A 20,326-nucleotide genomic window follows, 5' to 3' on the forward strand; every position below is an offset into this window, starting at 1 on the left:
GCACTCCGGCCGGCCGACGCAAACACACCAGGCAATCGACCCAAATCGCTAGGTAAGCCGTGTCCCGCAATAGTGAGTCGTGAGCCGTCACCCCGCACCGGTAGCCTTGAGCACGTGATTGACCTTCGCCTGCTCCGTGAGGACCCCGACCGTGTGCGCGCCTCCCAGCGCGCCCGTGGAGAGGACGTCGCGCTCGTCGACGCTCTCCTGTCTGCCGACGAGCGGCGCAGGTCGTCCGGCGTCCGCTTCGACGAGCTGCGCGCCGAGCAGAAGCAGCTCGGCAAGCTCATCCCCAAGGCCTCCGCGGACGAGAAGGCCGAGCTGCTGAAGCGCGCCGAGCAGCTCAAGTCGGACGTCAAGGCGGCGGACACCGAACGCGACGCGGCCGACCAGGAGACCCAGGAGCTGCTCCTGCGGCTCGGCAACCTCGTCCACCCCGACGTGCCCGTCGGCGGCGAGGAGGACTTCGTCACCCTGGAGACGCACGGCGAGATCCGCGACTTCGCCACCGAGGGCTTCGAGCCCAAGGACCACCTGGAGCTCGGCCAGCTCCTCGGCGCGATCGACGTCGAGCGCGGCGCGAAGGTCTCCGGCTCGCGCTTCTACTTCCTCACCGGCGTCGGCGCCCTGCTGGAGCTCGCGCTGGTGAACGCGGCGATCGCCCAGGCGACGGCCGCCGGCTTCACCCCCATGCTCACCCCGGCGCTGGTGCGCCCCCAGTCCATGGCGGGCACCGGCTTCCTCGGCCAGGCGTCCCAGGACGTCTACCACCTCGACAAGGACGACCTCTACCTCGTCGGCACCTCCGAGGTCCCTCTCGCCGCGTACCACATGGACGAGATCATCGACGCCGAGCGCCTGCCGCTGCGCTACGCGGGCTTCTCCCCCTGCTTCCGCCGCGAGGCCGGCTCGCACGGCAAGGACACCCGGGGCATCTTCCGTGTGCACCAGTTCGACAAGGTCGAGATGTTCACGTACGTCACCCCGGAGGACTCCCAGGCCGAGCACCAGCGCCTGCTGGAGTGGGAGAAGCAGTGGCTGACCTCGCTGGAGCTGCCGTTCCGCGTGATCGACGTCGCCACCGGTGACCTCGGCTCCTCGGCCGCCCGCAAGTTCGACTGCGAGGCGTGGATCCCGACCCAGGGCAAGTACCGCGAGCTGACCTCGACGTCGGACTGCACCGAGTTCCAGTCCCGCCGCCTGCAGATCCGGGTCCGCGAGGGCAAGAAGGTCCGCCCCCTGGCCACGCTCAACGGCACGCTGTGCGCCGTTCCGCGCACGATCGTGGCGATCCTGGAGAACCACCAGCAGGCCGACGGCTCCGTGCGCGTGCCGGAGGTGCTGCGCCCGTACCTCGGCGGCCGAGAGGTCCTGGAGCCGGTGGCCGCCAAGTGAGCGAGGCCGCCGCACCGGACTTCCCCTACCGACTGATCGCGACCGACCTCGACGGGACGCTGCTGCGCTCCGACGAGTCGATCTCTCGGCGCACCCGTGACGCCCTCGCCGCGGCCACCGCGGCGGGGGCCGCCCACATCGTCGTGACCGGCCGCGCCGTCCCCTGGACCCGGCACATCCTCGACAGCCTCGGCTACGACGGCCTCGCGGTCTGCGGCCAGGGCGCCCAGGTCTACGACGCCGGCACACACCGCCTGCTGACGTCGGTGACCCTGGACCGGCAGCTGGCCGGGGTCGCCCTCGCCAAGATCGAGGCGGAGGTCGGTCCGCTGTACCTGGCGGCGAGCCGCGACGGCCTGGACGGAGAGGTGCTCGTCGGCCCCGGCTACGCGGTCACCGGCAAGCTCCCGGCGACGCCGTTCACCGACGCGTCGGACCTGTGGTCCGCGCCGCTCAACAAGATCTACATACAGCACCCCGAGCTCTCCGACGACGAGCTGGCGGAGGCGGCCCGGCAGGCAGCGGGCGGTTTCGTCACCGTCGCGATGGCCGGCGCGGGCATCGTGGAGCTGCTCCCCCTCGGCCTGTCCAAGGCCACCGGTCTCTCCCTCGCCGCCCGGCGCCTGGGCCTGAAGGCCGCCGACACGATCGCCTTCGGCGACATGCCCAACGACATCCCGATGTTCGCCTGGGCCGCCCGGGGCGTGGCCATGGCCAACGCCCATCCGGAACTCACCGCGGTGGCCGACGAGGTGACGTCCTCCAACGAGGAGGACGGCATCGCGCTCGTGCTCGAAAGACTGCTGGGCTGACGGACCAGGGGGACCCTGATCGCCCCCGATCGCCGCAGGCGATCAGGAGCCAGGAGCACGGGGAACCGCACGCCCCGAACGCCCCGAACGCCGCGGGCGATCAGGGGCGCGGGGCAACCGCACCACTCGATCGCCCAGATCGTCGCAGGTGATCAGGGGCGCGGGGAACTGCGCGACCGGCCCCGACGCTCCCGCACCCGAAGAACCCCCGACCCCGCCCCGCAGCCCGCAGCCTTCTCCGTACCGCCGGCCAAGACCCCGGCCCAGTCCCAGTGACAACGTCTCGCGGAGGATGCACGGATCGAACGTGCGCGGGCCTTCCAACCCGACCACGGCTTAGCAAGCCGGTGCCTTACCACTCGGCCAATCCTCCGGGTGGGCGGCCTCACGCGAGAGCGACATCGCGTGCTCGAAGCGGCCGCCCCGGGCAGTCCCCCGTGTGGGGCGAGCTCGACGGAGGGGTAACTACTCCGGAGCCCGCTGGGGGCTGCCCTGTCGGAAGCGGAACGGACTGCCGTGCAGGGACATCGTCCCGCTCCTCTCCCCGTACGTGAGGCCGGTTCCGTCCCGGCGCCTGCGGACACGACCACTGTGCCGTCCGGAGGCACCGCGCGCCACTGAATAAAACGGCTGTGCGAGCGAAACGGCTGGGCGAGCGAAACGGCTGGGCGAAACGGCTGGGCGAGAAGCCCGTACGAGAGGCACGGGCCGCGGGCGGCGCCGTACGGTGTCCGCCGGCGCCGCCCGCGTCGTTCACTCCTCGCCCGCCAGCGTCAGCGCCCGCAGCTTCTGCCCCGCGTACCAGGTGGCCAGTACGGTCACCGTGACCAGCAGGACCGTCGCCGTCGTCAGGCCGACGTCGGAGACGATCAGGTCACCGCCGGCGACCTTGTCGGCGACCGCCAGCGACCACTGCTGGACGCTGAGCGTGCGCGCGCCCGGCACCAGGGACCCGAACAGGGCCTCCCAGACGAGGGCGTAGACGAGGCCGAAGACCACCGCGTGCCGGGACACCGTGCCCAGCAGCAGGAACAGCGCGGCGTAGGCGATGGAGGAGACCAGCGCGGCCACCGTGTAGGCGACGGCGATCTGCTGGCCGTTGCCGTTGAGGACGAAGCCCGCGATCAGCGTCGGCAGCGCCGAGAAGACCATCGTCACCGCGATCGCCACGATCAGCTTGGTGAAGATGATCGTGGGCCGCTTCAGCGGCTTGGACAGCAGGTACACCACGGAGCCGTCGTCGATCTCCGGGCCGATCGCGCCGGTGCCCGCGATCACGCCGATGATCGGCACCATGGTGGCGAGCGCGAGCCCGCCGAGCAGGTCGGAGGCCGTCTGGTCGTCGGCGCCGGCGAGGCCGCGCACGACCAGGGAGATCGCGATCAGCAGCAGCGGCAGCGCGCCGAGGATGAGGGCCCGGCGACGGCCGAGCAGGGCCCGGTAGGTGAGCCGGGCGACAGTGGGGTCGTACATCTTCGGCCTCCTACGCCGCGACCAGATACGAGAAGACGGACTCGAGGGACTCGTCGGACGGCGAGACCGTGAGCAGGCGGATGCCGTGGTCGCGCGCCACCCTCGGCAGCAGGGCCGTGAAGCGGCCGAAGTCGACGGCCTGGACGCGCAGCACGCCCTCGGCGAGGTCGACCTCGATGCCGGACGTCGACGGGTCGGCGATCAGCGCGGCCGCGAGGGCGCGGTCGTCGCTGGACCTCACCAGGTAGCGGTGCGGGCGGTCGGTCATCAGGCGGCGGATCCTGCGGAAGTCACCGCTGGCCGCATGGCGTCCGGCGACGACGACCTCGATGTGCCGGGCGAGCTGCTCGACCTCCTCGAGGATGTGCGAGGAGAACAGCACCGTGCGGCCCTCGTCGCCCATGCGCCGCAGCAGGTCCATGAGGTGCATGCGCTGGCGCGGGTCCATGCCGTTGAAGGGTTCGTCGAGCAGCAGCAGCGACGGGTCGTGGACGAGGGCGCTCGCCATCTTGACGCGCTGGCGCATGCCCTTGGAGTACGTCTGGATCTTCCGGTCCTGGGCGTACTCCATTTCGACGGTGGCCAGCGCCTTCCGGGCGGCCCTGTCGCCCAGGCCGTGCAGCTCGGCGTTGGCGAGCACGAACTCGCGGCCGGTGAGGAAGTCGTACATCGCCTCGCGTTCGGGGACGATGCCGATGTGCCGGTAGATCTGCTCGTTGCGCCACACCTGCTGTCCGTCGAGGGTGACGGTGCCGGTGGAGGGGGCGAGGAAGCCGCCCATCATGTTGATGAGGGTGGACTTGCCGGCGCCGTTCGGGCCGAGCAGGCCGGTGACGCCCGGGCCGATGGTCATGGTGATGTCGTTGACGGCGACCACGTTGCCGAACCAGCGGGAGACGTGGTCGAGGGAGAGCGTGGTCACAGGCCCGCCTTCCGGTAGCGGCGCAGCAGGAGGCCGTAGGCGGCGGCGATCAGGCCGAGGGTGACGAGGACGTAGACCACGCCCTCGCCGTTCGAGGGGCCGATCCCGCCGGGGAACGCCGAGGTCGCGCCGAGGAAGGCGGACTGCACCCCGTCGATGAGCGTGATCGGCGAGAACAGGCCGATCCAGGGGATGGCACCGGTGCTGTTCTGGACCTCTGCGATGGCCTGGAGGGTGGAGACCGCGCCGTAGGAGATGGTCAGGACGGCGATGACGGCCGCGATGCCGAAGCCGCGGCGGGGGGTGGCGGCGGCGATGACCAGGCCGACCCCGGCGAGGAGCAGGGAGAGCAGGGCCACGGAGACCAGTCCCTGGGCGAGCCCCTCGGTCTGGTCGGCGAAGTCGAGCTTGGCCAGCAGGGCGCCCACGTAGAGCACCAGCAGCGGCGCGGCGGTGAGGACGAACAGCGCCGACGCGAGCGCGGCGAACTTGGCGCGCACGTAGTCGGCGGTCTCGATCGGACGTGAGAAGTACAGCGGCACGGTCTTGAAGCGCAGGTCGCGCGAGACGGACTGGGGTGCCTGGGAGGCGACGTACAGGCTGATCACGGCCTGCATGACGATCGCGTACCGGGTGTAGTCCAGGGGGAGTTCCTTGGACTTCGTGGCGACCGCGACGGCGACCATGATGGCCGCGGGCACGCACATCACCACGAACAGCAGCATGGGCAGCACCTTGGACTTCACCGAGCGGCCGAGGCCGTAGGCGCCGCGCAGGGACTGCGAGTAGAGGGACCGGCGGGCGTAGGCGCGGCCCAGGCGCGGGCCGTCGTAACCGCGGTAGCCGATGTCGTGGATGCGGCTCTGGTCACCTGACGGGGAGGTGACGGGGTGCTGCTCAACCGCCATGGCCGACGGCCTCCTTCCGCTGCTCGTCGCTGTCCTTGAAGACTTCGGAGATGTGGTGCCGGCGCTGCTCCATGCGGACCAGGCCGAGGCCGAGGTCGGCGACCGTGTCCCGCACCAGGTCGTACGTCTCCTCGCCCCGTGCGGTCAGCAGCAGGATGTGGCCGGAGCCCGGCAGGCCGCTGTGGCCGTCGAGGACGTCGGCCCCCCGCTCGCGGAGCGCCTCGCGCACCGCGCGGGTGCCGTCGGGGTGCTCGTCCGTGTCGGTGACCTCGATCGCGAGGGTGGTCGTGGTCTGGGTGAAGTCGGTGGTGGAACTGGAGCGCAGGAGCTTGCCGCCGTCGATGACCACGACGTGGTCGCAGGTGCGCTCCAGCTCGCCCAGCAGGTGCGAGGTGACCAGGACCGAGATGCCGAAGTCGGTGTGGATGCGGCGGATCAGGCCGAGCATGTCGTCGCGGCCGACCGGGTCGAGGCCGTTGGTCGGCTCGTCGAGGAAGACCAGCCGCGGGTCGTGGACGAGGGCCTGCGCGAGCTTGACGCGCTGCTTCATGCCGGTCGAGTAGCCGCCGATGGGGCGGTACCGCTCCTCGTACAGGCCGACGTGGCGCAGGGTGTCCGCGGTGCGCTCGCGCGCGGCCGTCGGCGGCAGGCCCGACATGCGCGCCATGTGCACGACGAACTCGGTGGCCGAGACGTCGGGCGGCAGACAGTCGTGCTCCGGCATGTAGCCGACGCGTTCACGGATGGCGGCGCCCTCGGTGGCGACGTCGAGGCCGAGCACCGCGGCGCGGCCCTCCGTGGCGGGCGAGAGACCCAGCAGGATCTTGATGAGCGTGGACTTGCCGGCTCCGTTGGCGCCGACGAGTCCGGTCACACCGGGTCCGACGTCCACGGACAGCCGGTCGAGCGCGGTCACCCGGGGGAACCGCTTGCTCAGGCTTTCGGTCGCGATCACAGTCACACTGTCGAAGGTAGTGACGCACACCACGCGAGGCGTCAGACCTCAGAGCCGTTCTCGCGTCCGACCTCAGGCGTACGGGTCCGTAGGGGAACCCCTGCCTGAGGGTGAGGGGTGGTGATCGACTGCTCGACGTCCACACTATTGACGCTTTCTCTAACAAGTGCCAGATTCGGCGGGGTCACGTCACGGACGCGTAGCGCAGCCGTCGCCGCCCGCCCGGGTCGTGACGGAGAGAGGTCCGGGACGAGGGAGAGGTGGAGGTGGAGGCGGAGTGACGCTGCTGGAGGGTGCGCGCGAGCGCCGGGTGCCGACCGGCGGGATCGAGTTGTGCGTGGCCGAACTCGGCGACCCCGAGCGGCCGACGGTCGTCCTGGTGCACGGCTATCCGGACAGCAAGGAGGTGTGGTCGCAGGTCGCGTCCCGGCTGGCCGACCGCTTCCACGTGGTCCTCTACGACGTCCGCGGCCACGGCCGTTCCACCGCGCCCGCACCGCTGCGGGGCGGTTTCACCCTGGAGAAGCTGACCGACGACTTCCTGGCGGTCGTCGACGCGGTCAGCCCCGGCCGTCCGGTCCATCTGGTGGGCCACGACTGGGGTTCCGTCCAGGGCTGGGAGTTCGTCACGGTCGAGCGGACCCGGGGCAGGATCGCCTCCTTCACGTCGATGTCCGGCCCGTCCCTCGACCACTTCGGCCACTGGATCGACCGGCGTCTGCGCCGGCCCACTCCGCGCCGGGTCGGCCAACTCCTCGGCCAGGGAGCCAAGTCCTGGTACGTGTACCTGCTGCACACGCCCGTTCTGCCCGAACTCGCCTGGCGCGGGCCCCTCGGCAGGCGCTGGCCGGGCGTCCTGCGACGACTGGAGAAGGTCCCGGCCGGCGACTACCCGACGTCCTCGCTGCCCGAAGACGCCGCCCACGGCGCCTGGTTGTACCGCGACAACGTACGGCCCCGGATGCGCCGCCCCCGGTCCGACGCGCACGCGCACGCTCCCGTGCAGCTCATCACGCCCCTGGACGACGCGTATCTGTCGCGGCGGCTGTACGACGAACTGGAGCAGTGGGTGCCCCGGTTGACGCGGCGGACGCTGGCCGCGCGGCACTGGGTCCCGCGCACCCGGCCGGATCAGGTCTCGGCCTGGATCGCGGAGTTCGTGACCGCGGTGGAGGCGGAGGGCGGCACCGGTCGCGGCGCCGCGGAGCCGGAGGGAGGAAGGCGGGCCGGCGGCCCGTCCGCCGAACGCTTCGGCGGTCAGCTGGTGTTGGTCACCGGTGCGGGCAGTGGCATCGGACGGGCCACGGCCCTCGCTTTCGCCGAGGCCGGCGCCCGTGTGATCGCCGTGGACCTGGACGCGGACGCCGCGGCCCGCACCGCCGCGGCATCCCGTCCGGCCGGCGCACCGGAGGCCTGGGCCAAGCAGGTGGACGTGTCCGACGAACGGGCGATGGAGAAGCTGGCCGACGAAGTACTCGCCGCGCACGGCGCGTTGGACGTACTGGTGAACAACGCGGGAATCGGGATGTCGGGCTCCTTCTTCGACACCACACCCGAGGACTGGCGCAAGCTCCTGGACGTCAACCTCTGGGGCGTCATCCACGGCTGCCGTCTCTTCGGCCGGCAGATGACCGAACGCGGCCAGGGAGGCCACATCGTCAACGTCGCGTCGGCCGCCGCCTTTCAGCCCTCACGGGTGCTGCCCGCCTACAGCACGTCCAAGGCCGCCGTCCTGATGCTGAGCGAGTGCCTCCGCGCCGAACTGGCCGGGCAGGACATCGGCGTCACCGCGGTCTGTCCCGGCCTGGTCAACACCGGCATCACGTCCACGGCGCGGTTCGTCGGCGTCGACGCGGAGGAGGAGGACCGTCGGCGGCAGCGGTCCCGGCGGGCGTACGGACTGCGCAACTACCCTCCGGAGAAGGTCGCCCGAGCGATCCTGCGCGCGGTGCTGCGCGACGAGGCGGTGGTCGCGGTGACACCCGAGGCGCGCGGTGTGCACGCGTTGTCGCGTTTCGCGCCGGGGGTGTTGAGACGTCTGGCCCGAATCCGGCCGCTGGGGTGAGGGGGTTCGGGGACGAACCGTCAACAGGCTTGAGAGGGGACGACTTTGCTCGAACCGGACGCCGCGTGAGGTCAGTTGTCCACAGAGACGCCAATTCCCCTGTGGATAACTCGGGTTGCTTGTGGACCAAACCTCGGGCGTAAAACAAAATGCGTGATGCACGTCTCGCCCGTCATGCTGGGCGGATGGACGAACGACGCGTGGTGAAGGTGTCGAAGTACCTCTCCAAACACCTGCGCCACCGGCCCGAGCGCATCGGCCTCCGGCTCGACGACGGCGGCTGGGTCGAGATCGAGACACTGATCGCGGCCGCCGCGGCCCACGGCTTCCCCATCACCCGGGACGAACTGGACCACGTGGTCGCCGCCAACGACAAGAAGCGTTTCGCGGTCGAGGGCACCCGCATCCGGGCCAGCCAGGGCCACAGCGTCGAGGTGGACCTCGGTCTGCCGCCGGCGACACCGCCGCCGTTTCTCTACCACGGGACCGTGGACCGCTTCCTGGACGCGATCCGGGCCGAGGGCCTGCGCCCCATGAACCGGCACGACGTGCACCTCTCACCCGACCGCGAGACGGCGACCAGGGTCGGTGCCCGGCGCGGCCGGCCGGTGGTGCTCTCCGTGGACGCCGAAGCCATGCACCGCGACGGGCACGTCTTCCACGTCAGCGCCAACGGGGTGTGGCTGACGAAGGCCGTGCCGCCGCGGTATCTGCGCTTTCCGGAGACGCACTGAGCGTGCGGCGTACGTCGAGCCCGACGGGCGTCGCCCCTCACGGGCCACGCCACGGACAGGAAGAGCGCTGATCGTTTCACGTGAAACGGGGTCGGCCGCCTACGCTCGAGGTCATGAGTCTGCGACTGAGTACCGTGATCCTCCCGCACCGCCGCTGGAACGAAGGCGGTGCCACGTCCTGGACACGTGCCGAGCAGCTCGGTTTCCACACCGGGTACACCTACGACCACCTGTCCTGGCGCAGCTTTCGCGACGGCCCGTGGTTCGGTGCCGTCCCGACGCTCACCGCCGCCGCGTCGATCACCGACCGCCTGCGTCTCGGCACGCTGGTGACCTCGCCGAACTTCCGGCACCCGGTCACCCTCGCCAAGGAACTGATCTCCCTGGACGACATCTCCGGCGGTCGCGTCACCCTGGGCATCGGCGCGGGCGGCACCGGCTTCGACGCCACCGCCCTCGGCCAGGAGCCGTGGACCCCGCGTGAGCGCGCCGACCGCTTCGCCGAGTTCGTGCCCCTGCTCGACCGGCTGCTCACCGAGGACTCCGTGTCGTACGAGGGCGATTTCTACGCGGCTCACGAGGCGCGCACCATCCCCGGCTGCGTCCAGCGGCCCCGGCTGCCCTTCGCCATCGCCGCGACCGGCCCGCGCGGGCTGAAGCTGGCGGCCCGGCACGGACAGGCCTGGGTGACCACCGGCGACCCCCGGCTGTACGAGACCGGAACCCCGGAGCAGTCGGTGCAGGCCCTCCGCGACCAGATCGAGAAGCTCACGGACGCCTGTGTGGCCCTCGGACGGGACGTTCAGGAGCTCGACAAGATCCTGCTCACCGGGTTCACCCCGGACCGCGGCCGCCCGCTGGACTCCCTGGACGCCTTCGTCGACTTCGCGGGACGGCACCAGGAGCTCGGCTTCACGGAGCTCGTGCTCCACTGGCCGATCCCTGACTCCGACTTCGCGGCCGACGAGAAGCTCTTCGAGCAGATCGCCATGGAGGCCCCGGGGCAACTGCGCTGACTTCGGCTGCGTGGGTGCCTTGGCAGCGCACTGGCCGGCCCGCCGAGCCGACCTCAGCAGCGCACAGGCCAGCCCGCCGAGCCGACCTCGACAGCGCACAGGCCAGCCCGCCGAGCCGACCTCGGCGGGCGGCCGCCCCTCGCGGCTCCGCGGCCCGCACCGGACGGCCGACGAGGCCTCATCCGTGCGGAGTCCCGCACGGGCGTGCGGGAGCATGCGGGAGAATGGCCCGGTGACCTCAGCGACTCGACAGCCCGAGACCCCTGCCGCCACTCTCCCGCCCCGGCTGATCGCCACCGACCTCGACGGCACCCTGCTGCGGGACGACAAGTCGGTGTCCCCACGCACCGTAGCGGCCCTGGCAGCGGCCGAGGAGGCGGGTATCGAGGTCTTCTTCGTCACCGGCCGTCCGGCCCGCTGGATGGACGTCGTCAGCGAGCACGTCCACGGGCACGGCCTCGCGATCTGCGGCAACGGCGCCGCCGTGGTCGACCTGCACGGCGGCCCCGGCGCCCACCGGTTCGTGAAGGTGCGCGAGCTGGCCCGGGAGAACGCGCTGGACGCCGTACGGCTGCTGCGTGAGGCGGCGCCCGGGACGATGTACGCCGTCGAGCAGACCTACGGCTTCTACCAGGAGCCGGAGTACCCGAAGATGCACCTGGAGGTCCCCGACGCCCTCGCGCCGGCCGAGCGGCTGCTGGGACCGGAGGCGCCCGGCGCCGGCGAGCCGGTACTCAAGATCCTCGCCTTCCACCCCACGCTCGATCCCGACGCCTTCCTCACCCTCGCGCGCCTCGCCATCGGCGACCGTGCCAACGTCACCCGCTCCAGCCCCAGCGCCCTGCTGGAGATCAGCGGACCCGAGGTCTCCAAGGCCAGCACCCTCGCCCTGTGCTGCGCCGAGCGCGGTATCTCCCACGAGGAGGTCGTCGCCTTCGGGGACATGCCGAACGACGTCGAGATGCTCACCTGGGCGGGCCGGTCGTACGCCATGGGCAACGCCCACCCGGACGTCGTCGCGGCGGCCTCCGGCCAGACGGTCGCCAACAACGACGACGGGGTGGCCGTCGTCATCGAGCAGCTGGTCGCCGAACGGGTCCGGCCCTCCCGCTGAGACACGCCCCCCGGCGAGCGCCCTAATCGACGGACGCCCCACGTGCCGACAGCCAGGGCACCGGGTCCACCGCCGATCCCGCCTGCGGTGTGACCCGCACCTCGAAGTGCAGGTGCGGCCCCGTGGAGTTGCCGCTCGTGCCGGACTGGCCGACCCACTGCCCGGGGACCACCTGCTCGCCCTGGTCGACGGTGACGGCCGCGAGGTGGGCGTACTGCGTGTAGTAGCCGTCGGCGTGCTGGAGCACCACCTCGATGCCGAACGGGCCCCCACACGACACCCGCACCACAAGGCCCACGCCGACCGCCCGCACAGGCGTCCCGATCGGCACCGCGAAGTCCTGCCCGGTGTGCAGGTTCGCCCAGTGGTCACCTCCGCTGCCGAAGCTCGCGGACAGGGTGTACGCCTCGACGGGCGTCACCCACTCCTGGGTGCGGCGCGGCGACGGCTGGTCGAAACGTACGGCACCGCGGCACGAACCGGCCGCCACCGAGGCGTCCGCCTGCCCCTGCAACTCCCACCGCGCCTGTTCCAGCTTCTGCTCGATGCCCTCCTTCAGCACGGCGAGTTCGGTGTTGTGCCGCTCCAGCACCTGCCAGGCCGCGGCGGCCTTCGCCTCGTCGACGGCCAGCCGTGCCTCGGCCCTCCGGTTCCTGGCGATCACGTTGTCGACGGCCTCGGCCGTCCGGGAGAAGACACGCTGACCACGCATCCACGCGTCGGGGTCACGGGCCAGGACTATGTGCGCGGCGGCCGACAGTCCCTCGCTGCTGCGGTACTGGGCGCGCGCGATACGCCCCAGGTCCGCGCGGAGGACAGCGATCTTCTGCCGTTCGCGGTCGAGGAGTTCCTCCAGCCGCTGGGCCCGGGCCCGCTGAGCCTCCGCCTTGAGCCGCGCCGTCTCGTACCGCTGCGTGGCCACGGCCGCGTCCCGGTACAGCCGCACTACCCGCGCGCTGACGCCGGAGTACGGGTCGGATCCCTCCCTGCCGGGTGCGCCGCCGGCGGCGGTGGGCAGTGCCGCGAGCACCACGGCCGCGCACAGCAGGGCCGGGACAAGCAGAGGGCGACGGCGAGATGAGCGCATGTCAGCGATCGTGTCGTGCCGGCCCGGCGGCGGTCCTGTTCAAGTCGTACGCCTGGGGGACCGCCCGCCCCGAATGGCTCAGCACGGTGACCCACCCGGCTCCCGCGCGCACCCGACGCCCGGACGACCGGGGAAGCAGCCTGGGCGGCGTCGCCTGTTCGGGTCACGACGGAGACCGGGGTCACCGCCGCCCGCCCAGGCCCCGCTCGGGGTCAGCGTGCCCCCGCCCACTCCTCCGCCGCCGCCTCACGCTCGGCCATCCTGCGCAACGGCCCCTCCTCGGCGACCAGTTCGGTGTACGTGCCGCGCTGCACGATCCGGCCCGCGTCCAGCACGACCACCTCGTCCACCGCTTCCAGACCGGCCAGCCGATGCGTGATGAAAAGCGTCGTACGGCCCTCGGTGGCGGCCAGCAGGTCCGCGGTGAGCGCGTCCGCGGTCGCCAGGTCGAGGTGCTCGGCGGGCTCGTCCAGCACCAGGACGGGGAAGTCGGCGAGGAGCGCGCGGGCCAGCGCGAGCCGCTGCCGCTGCCCGCCGGACAGCCGGGCGCCGTGCTCGCCCACGAACGTGTCGAGCCCGTCGGGCAGACCGTCGGTCCACTCCAGCAGCCGGGCCCGCGCCAGCGTGTCCCTCAGATCGTCCTCGGTGGCGTCCTTCCTCGCCAGCAGCAGGTTCTCGCGCACGGAGCTGTCGAAGAGATGCGCGTCCTGCGCGCACAGCCCGACCAACCGCCGTACGTCGTCGCCGTCCAGGGCGTACGCGTCGACCCCGCCGAGCGTGTACGACCCTGCCCCGGCGTCCAGGAACCGCAGCAGCACCTGCGCGAGCGTCGTCTTGCCGGAGCCGGAGGCCCCCACGACGGCGATCCGGCGTCCCCGCGCCAGGGTGAGGCCGACACCGGCGAGCGCGTCCCGGTCCTGACCGGCGTGCCGGGCCACGAGATCCTTGACGACGAGCGGGAACGGCGACACGGGCGCCTTCCGGGGCCGCTCCGGCTCACGCATCGGCTCGGGCGCGTCGAGGACCTCGACCACCCGCTCCGCGCTGCGGCGCACCCGCTGACGGAACTGCACGGCCGACGGCAGCCCGAGCACCGCCTCGAAGGCGGCCAGCGGTGTGAGGACGACGACGGCCATCGTGACGCCGCCCAGTCGCCCGTCGGCGACCGCCTGGGCGCCGACGAGGGCGGAGGCCGCGACGGTCAGGCCGGAGACGAGCGCGGTCAGGCCGTCGCCGAGCGCGGTGGCGGTGGCCGCGCGCGAGGCGATCCGGGTGAGCACGGAGTCGGCCGCCCGTACCTCGGCGGCGCGGGCGGGCAGGGCACCGGCGACGGTCAGCTCGGCGGTCCCGGTGAGCAGGTCCGCCGTACGGGTGGCGAGCACGCCCCGGGCAGGGGCGAGCCGACGCTCCGCCCGGCGTGCCACGGCGCCGGTGATCAACGGCACGCCCGCCCCGGCCGCCAGCAGCCCCGCCGCGAGCACCGCCCCCGCCTCGGGCAGCAACCACGCGGTGAACGTGACGGATCCGGCCGAGACGACGACGGCCGCGCCGGTCGGCAACAGCCACCGCAGCCAGTAGTCCTGCAAGGCGTCCACATCGGTGACGAGCCGCGTCAGCAGATCGCCCCGGCGGGCGGTGCGCAGTCCGGCGGGCGCCAGCCGTTCCAGCCGCCGGTAGACGGCGACACGGGTCTCGGCCAGCATGCGCAGCACGGCATCGTGCGACACGAGCCGCTCGGCGTAGCGGAACACGGCCCGTCCGATCCCGAAGGCCCTGGTCGCCGTCACGGCCACCATCAGGTACAGCACCGGTGGCTGCTGCGCGGCCCGCGAGATGAGCCACCCGGAGGTGGCCATGAGCCCGACGGCGCTGCCCAGGGCCAGGCTGCCGAGCAGCAGGGCGAGGGTGAGCCGGCCGCGCCGCGCCCCGGCCATGGCGCGGACCCGGGCGAGGACACCGCCGACGGCCTTCGGCTGCGTGTGGGGACCGGACCAGGTGGAGACGTGCGCTGCCGCCGCCGGTGCGGGAATGCTCTCGGAGGCCTCCTCGACACGTCCGCGCACCTCGGCCTGCGCCGTCCCCGCCACCCGGTCAGCCGCCGTCGGCCGTACCGTCGTCCGGTCCGCCACCGCGAGCCGCACCACCCTGTCCGCCACCGCCAGCAGCGCCGGCCGGTGCACCACCAGGAGCACGGTCCGCCCGGCCGCGAGCCGCCGCACGGCCGCCACGATCTCCGCCTCGGTCTCCCCGTCCAGGGCCGCCGTCGGCTCGTCCAGCAGCAGCACCGGCCGGTCCGCGAGGAACGCCCGGGCCAGGGCCAGCCGCTGCCGCTGTCCGGCGGACAGCCCGGCTCCGTCCTCGCCGAGCACCGTCCGGTCCCCGGCGGGCAGCGCGTCGACGAACTCCAGCGCCCCCGCGTCCGACAGCGCCCGCCGGACGGCGGCGTCATCGGCGTCGGGACGCGCCAGCCGTACGTTCTCGGCGATCGTCCCGGCGTAGAGGTGCGGACGCTGCGGCACCCAGGCGATCCGGGACCGCCACTGCTCAAGGTCCAGGTCGGTCAGATCGACTCCCCCGACACGGATCCGTCCCTCGGCGGGCCGTACGAAGCCCAGGAGGGCGTTCAGCAGGGTCGACTTGCCCACTCCACTCGGACCCACCAGAGCGACCGTCTCCCCCGGGCGGACGGTGAAGGTCACCTCGGTGACGGCGTCGGCTGACCGTCCGGGATAGCGGACCGTGACCCCCTTGAAGGCGACCTCACCCCCCGGTACCGGGCCCGTGCCCGAGGCCGGCACCGGTGTCTCCAGTACGGCGAAGATCTCCTCGGCCGCCGCGAGTCCTTCGGCGGCGGCGTGGTACTGCGCCCCGACCTGCCGCAGCGGCAGATACGCCTCCGGGGCGAGCACGAGGATGACCAGGCCGATGTACAGCTCCATCTCGCCGTGGACGAGTCGCATGCCGATCGTCACGGCGACCAGGGCGACGGAGAGCGTGGACAGCAGTTCCAGAGCGAACGACGAGAGGAAGGCGATCCGCAGGGTCCGCATGGTCGCCTGCCGGTACTCGCCGGTGATGCGCCGGATCGACTCCGCCTGCGCCTTGGCCCGTCCGAACACCTTCAGGGTGGGCAGCCCGGCCACGATATCCAGGAAGTGGCCCGACAGCCGGGAGAGCAGCCGCCACTGACGGTCCATCCGGGACTGCGTGGCCCAGCCGATCAGCGCCATGAAGAGCGGGATCAACGGCAGGGTGCCGACGATGATGGCGGCGGAGACCCAGTCCTCGGTCACGATCCGCGCCAGCACGGCCACCGGCACCACCACCGCGAGGCCCAGTTGCGGCAGATACCGCGAGAAGTAGCCGTCGAGGGCGTCCACACCGCGTGTGGCGAGGGCGACCAGCGAACCCGTGCGCTGCCCGCTCAGCCACCCCGGCCCCAGCTCCGTGGCACGCTCCAGCAGCCTCCCCCGCAGCTCCGACTTCACAGCGGCGCTCGCGCGGTGCGCGGCGAGTTCGGTGAGCCAGGAGACCAGGGCGCGGCCGATCGCGACGGCCGCCAACAGCATCAGCGGCGTGCCGAGGTCGGCGACGGACAGCCCCCGCTGGAACGCGCCGACGACCACCTCGGCGATGAGCATCGCCTGCGCGATGACCAACACCGATCCGGCGGCGCCCAGACCGACGACCGCCACCAGGAAGAGACGGGTGGCCCGTGCGTAGCGGAGCAGACGGGGGTCGATCGGTTTCACGTGAAACACACCCTCTTCTCAAGGGGCATGTTTCACGTGAAACATGCCCCGAATCGGACTCAGTGTGCAGTCTCAGCGAGGTGCTGCGTACCGATCCGCTTGCGGAACACCCAGTAGGTCCACCCCTGATAGACCATCACGACCGGCGTGGCCACAGCCGCGCACCAGGTCATGATCTTCAGGGTGTAGGGGCTCGACGAGGCGTTGGTCACCGTGAGGCTCCAGTCCTCGTTGAGCGTCGACGGCATGACGTTCGGGAAGAGCGTCAGGAACAGCATCGTCACGGCGGCCACGACGGTGACCCCGGACAGCGCGAACGACCATCCTTCACGTCCGGCCTGGTTCATCACGAGCGCCACGACCAACGCGGCAACCGCCACGACCAGCGCGACGAGACTCTTGCCGTCACCGTGGTCGGCCTGCGTCCACAGCAGGAAGACCAGCGCGAGGGCGGCGGTCGCCAGGCCGACCTTGAACGCCAGCTTCCGCGCCCGCTCCCGGATGTCACCGACAGTCTTGAGGGCTGTGAAGACCGCCCCGTGGAAGGTGAAGAGGGTCAGGGTGACCAGACCGCCGAGCAGCGCGTAGGGGTTGAGCAGGTCCCCCAGGCCGCCGACGTACTCGAAGTCCCGGTCGATCTTCACGCCCCGCACGATGTTGCCGAAGGCCACACCCCACAGGAACGCGGGCAGGAGCGACGTCCAGAAGATCGCGTGCTCCCAGTTGCGCTGCCACCTCTCCTCCGGGCGCTTCACCCGGTACTCGAAGGCGACGCCCCGCACGATCAGGCAGATGAGGATGAGGAGCAGCGGCAGGTAGAAACCGGAGAAGAGTGTCGCGTACCACTCAGGGAAGGCGGCGAAGGTCGCGCCGCCCGCCGAGAGCAGCCACACCTCGTTGCCGTCCCACACCGGGCCGATGGTGTTGATCAGCACCCGCCGCTCGGGCCGGTTGCGGGCGAGCAACTTGGTGAGGACACCGACCCCGAAGTCGAAGCCCTCCAGGAAGAAGTAGCCGATCCACAGGACGGCGATGAGGACGAACCAGACGTCGTGCAGTTCCATGACTGTGCAGCTCCCTCGGCCTAGTACGAGAAGGCCATCGGCTTGTCGGCGTCACGGGCCTCGCCGCCGATCTTCGTGGGCGGGTTCAGGTCGGCCTCGGTGAGCTCGGGCGGGCCGGCCTTGACGTACTTCACGAGCAGCCTGACCTCGATGACGGCGAGGACGGCGTACAGCGTGGTGAAGGCGATCATCGAGGTGAGGATCTCGGCCTGGGAGACACCGGGGGAGACCGCGTCGCGGGTCTGCATCACGCCGTAGACGACCCAGGGCTGGCGGCCCATCTCGGTGAAGATCCAGCCCCAGGAGTTGGCGATCAGGGGGAAGGCCATCGTCCAGAGCGCCAGGAGCCAGTACAGCCGGGTGAGCCTCGTCCCGAGCGGCTTCTTGAGCAGCACCAGCCGCGGCACTTCGTCGTCCGCGGTCCGCAGGGCGGCCGGCAGCATGAACTTCTTCCGGGTGAGCCACAGGCCCAGCAGGCCGAGGGAGAAGGACGCCATGCCGAAGCCGATCATCCAGCGGAAGCCCCAGTAGGCGACGGGGACGATGGGCTTGTAGTCACCGGGGCCGAACTTCTCCTGAAGGGCCTTGTTGGTGTCGTTGATGCCGGGCACGTACGACTCGAAGTCGCTGTGGGCCAGGAAGGACAGCAGGCCGGGTATCTCCAGGGCGACCTTGTTGTGCCCCTTGTCGACGTCCCCGTACGCGAAGACGGAGAAGGGTGCCGGCTCCTCGCCGTCCCAGAGCGCCTCGGCCGCGGCCATCTTCATCGGCTGCTGCTCGTACATGACCTTGCCGAGGGTGTCCCCGCTGACCGCGGTGAGCAGACCGCCGACCGCCAGGGTGACCAGGCCGAGCCGGAGCGATGTGCGCATCTCGGAGACGTGCTTCTTGCGCATCAGGTGGTAGGCGGCGATACCCACCATGAAGGCGCCGCCTGTCAGGAACGCCGCCGAAAAGCTGTGGAACACCTGGTTGAGCGCGGTGTTCTGGGTGAGGACCCGCCAGAAGTCGGTGAGCTCGGCGCGGCCCTTCGCCTCGTTGATCCGGTAGCCCACCGGGTGCTGCATCCACGAGTTGGCCGCGAGGATGAAGTACGCCGACAGGAGCGTGCCGATCGAGACCATCCAGATACACGCCAGGTGGATCCTCTTCGGCAGCTTGTCCCAGCCGAAGATCCACAGGCCGATGAAGGTGGACTCGAAGAAGAAGGCGATCAGGGCCTCGAAGGCCAGGGGAGCGCCGAAGACGTCACCGACGAAGCGGGAGTAGTCCGACCAGTTCATACCGAACTGGAACTCCTGCACGATGCCGGTGACCACGCCCATCGCGATGTTGATCAGGAAGAGCTTGCCCCAGAACTTCGTCGCCCTGAGGTACTTCTCCTTCTCCGTGCGCACCCATGCCGTCTGCAGGCCGGCCGTCAGAGCGGCCAGCGAGATCGTCAGGGGGACGAACAGGAAGTGGTAGACGGTCGTGATGCCGAACTGCCAGCGCGCCAGAGTCTCCGGCGCCAAAGCCAGGTCCACGTCGCCGCTCCTTACCTCACCGCTTGTGAAAGCGTTCACATTCACAAGCAATTATGACGCATAGCCGTTCGAGCCTCGGCGGGCGGGGGCCCCTTAAGCGCGAAGGCCGTCCTGACCTGCGAAGACAAGGCGAAGGAGAGCGATGACGGGCATACAAAAGGGCGCCTCGGTTCCACGTGAAACCGAAGCGCCCACGACAGCAGCGACGCCACCCCGCACGCCCGTGCGGACCCCACAGGGGTGGCCCCCACAGGGGTACGGGCCCACAGGGGTACGGGGCCGCGCCCGTACGGAGCCGCCCTACCGCCCTACAGCTCCTTACGGAACCCTTCCGTCACCTTCAGGAAGATGTCGTTGGCCTCCGTCTCCCCGACGGTCACCCGCACGCCCTCGCCGGGGAACGCCCGGACCACGACACCGGCCTGCTCACACGCCGCCGCGAAAGCGACCGTGTGCTCACCGAGCCGCAGCCACACGAAGTTCGCCTGCGTCTCCGGCACCGTCCAGCCCTGCTCCCGCAGTCCCTCGACCACCCGCTGGCGCTCACAGACCAGGGAGCCGACCCGGCCGAACAGCTCGTCCTCGGCCCGCAGCGAGGCGATCGCCGCCTCCTGTGCGAGCTGGCTCACACCGAACGGCACCGCCGTCTTGCGCAGCGCCGCCGCCACCGGCTCGTGGGCGATCGCGAATCCGACGCGCAGCCCGGCGAGGCCATAGGCCTTGGAGAAGGTGCGCAGCACGCAGACGTTCGGCCGCTGCCGGTACAGCTCCACACCGTCCGGCACCTCGGGGTCGCGGATGAACTCGCGGTAGGCCTCGTCCAGCACGACCAGCACATCACCGGGCACCCGGTCGAGGAACCGTTCCAGCTCCGCCCGCTTCACAACGGTGCCCGTGGGGTTGTTGGGATTGCAGACGAAGATCAGCCGGGTCCGCTCGGTGATCGCGTCCGCCATCGCGTCCAGGTCGTGCACATCCCCCGGCGTCAGCGGCACCTGCACCGCGGCCGCACCGCTGATCTGAGCGATGATCGGGTACGCCTCGAACGACCGCCAGGCGTACATGATCTCGTCACCCGGGCCCGCGGTCGCCTGCACCAGCTGCTGGGCGACCCCGACCGAGCCGGTGCCGGTCGCCAGGTGGGAGACGGGCACGCCGAAACGCTCGGCGAGCTCGTTCACCAGGCCGGTGCAGGCCATGTCCGGGTAGCGGTTGAAGGACGCGGCGGCGGCCGTGACCGTCTCCATCACGCCGGGCAGCGGCGGATACGGATTCTCGTTGGAGGACAGCTTGTAGGCCACGGGGCCGCCGGCCGCGGCCGGCTTGCCCGGCTTGTAGGTGGGGATCCCCTCCAGCTCGGCGCGCAGCTTGGGGCTTGTCTCGCTCACCGCAGTCCTCCTCGTGACCACCACCGGGTTCAATACTGCTCACCTTAAGAGGATTCGGCGCGGCTGCGAACAGCTCCGGCCGAGCACTCGGGCACCGGCATCCCGCGCACCGCCT

General features: G+C 71.2%; 15 protein-coding genes and 1 tRNA gene. 6 read left to right on the top strand and 10 right to left on the bottom strand.

Annotation, left to right across the window (positions count from 1 at the left end; all coding sequences use genetic code 11):
- Nucleotides 1-114 precede the first annotated feature (114 nt).
- The gene (gene serS, locus ACFV9M_RS06460) at nucleotides 115-1,395 is read left to right on the top strand and encodes a serine--tRNA ligase (RefSeq protein ID WP_385063619.1); all 1,281 of its coding nucleotides are present in this window, start codon (nucleotides 115-117) and stop codon (nucleotides 1,393-1,395) included.
- The gene (locus ACFV9M_RS06465) at nucleotides 1,392-2,207 is read left to right on the top strand and encodes an HAD family hydrolase (protein WP_385063618.1); all 816 of its coding nucleotides are present in this window, start codon (nucleotides 1,392-1,394) and stop codon (nucleotides 2,205-2,207) included. The genes serS and ACFV9M_RS06465 overlap by 4 nt, the downstream gene beginning before the upstream one ends.
- Before the next feature lie 286 nt (nucleotides 2,208-2,493).
- On the opposite strand, the gene ACFV9M_RS06470 is transcribed toward ACFV9M_RS06465, so the two are convergent.
- The 5 genes from ACFV9M_RS06470 to ACFV9M_RS06490 form a co-directional block, all read right to left on the bottom strand.
- Nucleotides 2,494-2,580: transfer RNA gene (locus ACFV9M_RS06470), tRNA-Ser, on the bottom strand.
- A 380-nt stretch (nucleotides 2,581-2,960) separates the two neighbouring features.
- Nucleotides 2,961-3,680, bottom strand: a complete 720-nt coding sequence (locus ACFV9M_RS06475) for an ABC transporter permease subunit (RefSeq protein ID WP_385063616.1) — start codon at nucleotides 3,678-3,680, stop codon at nucleotides 2,961-2,963.
- 10 nt (nucleotides 3,681-3,690) lie between these two features.
- Nucleotides 3,691-4,602 carry an ABC transporter ATP-binding protein gene (locus tag ACFV9M_RS06480; RefSeq protein WP_385063615.1) on the bottom strand — a complete coding sequence of 304 codons (912 nt, stop codon included), beginning with the start codon at nucleotides 4,600-4,602 and terminating at the stop codon, nucleotides 3,691-3,693.
- A complete protein-coding gene (locus ACFV9M_RS06485) occupies nucleotides 4,599-5,510 on the bottom strand; it encodes an ABC transporter permease (protein ID WP_385063613.1) in 912 nt (303 codons plus the stop codon). The genes ACFV9M_RS06480 and ACFV9M_RS06485 overlap by 4 nt, the downstream gene beginning before the upstream one ends.
- A complete protein-coding gene (locus ACFV9M_RS06490; RefSeq protein ID WP_385063611.1) occupies nucleotides 5,500-6,465 on the bottom strand; it encodes an ABC transporter ATP-binding protein in 966 nt (321 codons plus the stop codon). The genes ACFV9M_RS06485 and ACFV9M_RS06490 overlap by 11 nt, the downstream gene beginning before the upstream one ends.
- 277 nt (nucleotides 6,466-6,742) lie before the next feature.
- Here ACFV9M_RS06490 and ACFV9M_RS06495 point away from each other — a divergent pair, with 277 nt between their 5' ends.
- From ACFV9M_RS06495 to ACFV9M_RS06510, 4 genes are all read left to right on the top strand, one after another.
- The gene (locus ACFV9M_RS06495) at nucleotides 6,743-8,530 is read left to right on the top strand and encodes an SDR family oxidoreductase (protein WP_385063609.1); all 1,788 of its coding nucleotides are present in this window, start codon (nucleotides 6,743-6,745) and stop codon (nucleotides 8,528-8,530) included.
- A 185-nt stretch (nucleotides 8,531-8,715) separates the two neighbouring features.
- The gene (locus ACFV9M_RS06500) at nucleotides 8,716-9,264 is read left to right on the top strand and encodes an RNA 2'-phosphotransferase (RefSeq protein WP_385063608.1); all 549 of its coding nucleotides are present in this window, start codon (nucleotides 8,716-8,718) and stop codon (nucleotides 9,262-9,264) included.
- A 113-nt stretch (nucleotides 9,265-9,377) separates the two neighbouring features.
- Nucleotides 9,378-10,280 carry an LLM class flavin-dependent oxidoreductase gene (locus ACFV9M_RS06505; protein ID WP_385063607.1) on the top strand — a complete coding sequence of 301 codons (903 nt, stop codon included), beginning with the start codon at nucleotides 9,378-9,380 and terminating at the stop codon, nucleotides 10,278-10,280.
- A 214-nt stretch (nucleotides 10,281-10,494) separates the two neighbouring features.
- Nucleotides 10,495-11,394, top strand: a complete 900-nt coding sequence (locus tag ACFV9M_RS06510; RefSeq protein WP_385063605.1) for an HAD hydrolase family protein — start codon at nucleotides 10,495-10,497, stop codon at nucleotides 11,392-11,394.
- A 22-nt stretch (nucleotides 11,395-11,416) separates the two neighbouring features.
- On the opposite strand, the gene ACFV9M_RS06515 is transcribed toward ACFV9M_RS06510, so the two are convergent.
- The 5 genes from ACFV9M_RS06515 to hisC all read right to left on the bottom strand — a co-directional run bounded on the left by ACFV9M_RS06515 (nucleotide 11,417) and on the right by hisC (nucleotide 20,211).
- Nucleotides 11,417-12,481: a peptidoglycan DD-metalloendopeptidase family protein gene (locus tag ACFV9M_RS06515; protein WP_385063603.1), complete on the bottom strand. Its 1,065-nt coding sequence runs from the start codon at nucleotides 12,479-12,481 to the stop codon at nucleotides 11,417-11,419.
- A 212-nt stretch (nucleotides 12,482-12,693) separates the two neighbouring features.
- Entirely contained in the window at nucleotides 12,694-16,233 is a 3,540-nt protein-coding gene (gene cydD / locus ACFV9M_RS06520; protein ID WP_385063602.1) for a thiol reductant ABC exporter subunit CydD, read from the bottom strand.
- 59 nt (nucleotides 16,234-16,292) lie between these two features.
- A complete protein-coding gene (gene cydB, locus ACFV9M_RS06525) occupies nucleotides 16,293-17,297 on the bottom strand; it encodes a cytochrome d ubiquinol oxidase subunit II (protein ID WP_385063600.1) in 1,005 nt (334 codons plus the stop codon).
- 20 nt (nucleotides 17,298-17,317) lie between these two features.
- The gene (locus ACFV9M_RS06530) at nucleotides 17,318-18,823 is read right to left on the bottom strand and encodes a cytochrome ubiquinol oxidase subunit I (protein ID WP_385063599.1); all 1,506 of its coding nucleotides are present in this window, start codon (nucleotides 18,821-18,823) and stop codon (nucleotides 17,318-17,320) included.
- Between the two features lie 308 nt (nucleotides 18,824-19,131).
- Nucleotides 19,132-20,211 carry a histidinol-phosphate transaminase gene (gene hisC / locus ACFV9M_RS06535; protein ID WP_385063597.1) on the bottom strand — a complete coding sequence of 360 codons (1,080 nt, stop codon included), beginning with the start codon at nucleotides 20,209-20,211 and terminating at the stop codon, nucleotides 19,132-19,134.
- Between the last annotated feature and the right edge of the window lie 115 nt (nucleotides 20,212-20,326).

The organism is Streptomyces sp. NPDC059895, from assembly GCF_042731035.1.
Classification (GTDB): domain Bacteria; phylum Actinomycetota; class Actinomycetes; order Streptomycetales; family Streptomycetaceae; genus Streptomyces.

What these genes read in the sequence shown, in the direction of transcription:
- ACFV9M_RS06475 (WP_385063616.1), bottom strand. Translation starts at nt 3,680, where the DNA reads ATGTACGACCCCACTGTCGCCCGGCTCACCTACCGGGCCCTGCTCGGC.
- ACFV9M_RS06515 (WP_385063603.1), bottom strand. Translation starts at nt 12,481, where the DNA reads ATGCGCTCATCTCGCCGTCGCCCTCTGCTTGTCCCGGCCCTGCTGTGC.
- ACFV9M_RS06510 (WP_385063605.1), top strand. Translation starts at nt 10,495, where the DNA reads ATGCGGGAGAATGGCCCGGTGACCTCAGCGACTCGACAGCCCGAGACC.
- ACFV9M_RS06505 (WP_385063607.1), top strand. Translation starts at nt 9,378, where the DNA reads ATGAGTCTGCGACTGAGTACCGTGATCCTCCCGCACCGCCGCTGGAAC.
- cydB (WP_385063600.1), bottom strand. Translation starts at nt 17,297, where the DNA reads ATGGAACTGCACGACGTCTGGTTCGTCCTCATCGCCGTCCTGTGGATC.
- ACFV9M_RS06500 (WP_385063608.1), top strand. Translation starts at nt 8,716, where the DNA reads ATGGACGAACGACGCGTGGTGAAGGTGTCGAAGTACCTCTCCAAACAC.
- ACFV9M_RS06485 (WP_385063613.1), bottom strand. Translation starts at nt 5,510, where the DNA reads ATGGCGGTTGAGCAGCACCCCGTCACCTCCCCGTCAGGTGACCAGAGC.